This window comes from Oleiphilus sp. HI0086, assembly GCF_001635225.1.
In genome coordinates this window covers 1-431 of record NZ_LWFZ01000423.1, presented here as the reverse complement: position 1 = coordinate 431, position 431 = coordinate 1, and the positions used below count along the sequence as shown (strand labels likewise).

General features: G+C 48.5%; 1 protein-coding gene. It reads right to left on the bottom strand.

Annotation, left to right across the window (positions count from 1 at the left end; genetic code table 11):
• Nucleotides 1–15: 15 nt before the first annotated feature.
• On the bottom strand, nt 16–431 hold a 416-nt coding region (locus A3756_RS05215; protein ID WP_156490290.1), incomplete at its 5' end, for an aminotransferase class III-fold pyridoxal phosphate-dependent enzyme.

Sequence of the window (431 nt, the reverse complement as noted above, 5' to 3'; positions counted from 1 at the left end):
GTGTTTCCTGCCCAGTTAAGAGCGGGGCCTGCTGCGATCGTCGGCAGAATATAGGCGAATGATTTGTACGACGGCGTCAATTAAGAATTCACACTCGTCGTCACTCATATTCAGTGCCGGTAGAAGTCGAATCACTTTTTCGGAAGTGACGTTCAATAGTAAGCCTTTTGCCTTGGCTAGTGGAACGAGCTCTAGGCAAGGTTCGGTCAGTTCAATGCCGATCATTAAGCCCCTGCCGCGAATATCAGCAACGTAGTTAGCTGCCAAAAGTTCATTCTCAAGTTCTTTAAGAATGCGTTCTCCGAGAACAGATGCTCTATCACAAAGCTTATGGCTTGTAATTTCATTGATTGTCGCTAGTGCAGCTGCACAGCCAAGAGGGTTTCCGCCGAAGGTAGAACCGTGAGTGCCGGGAGTAAGAACATCGGCTG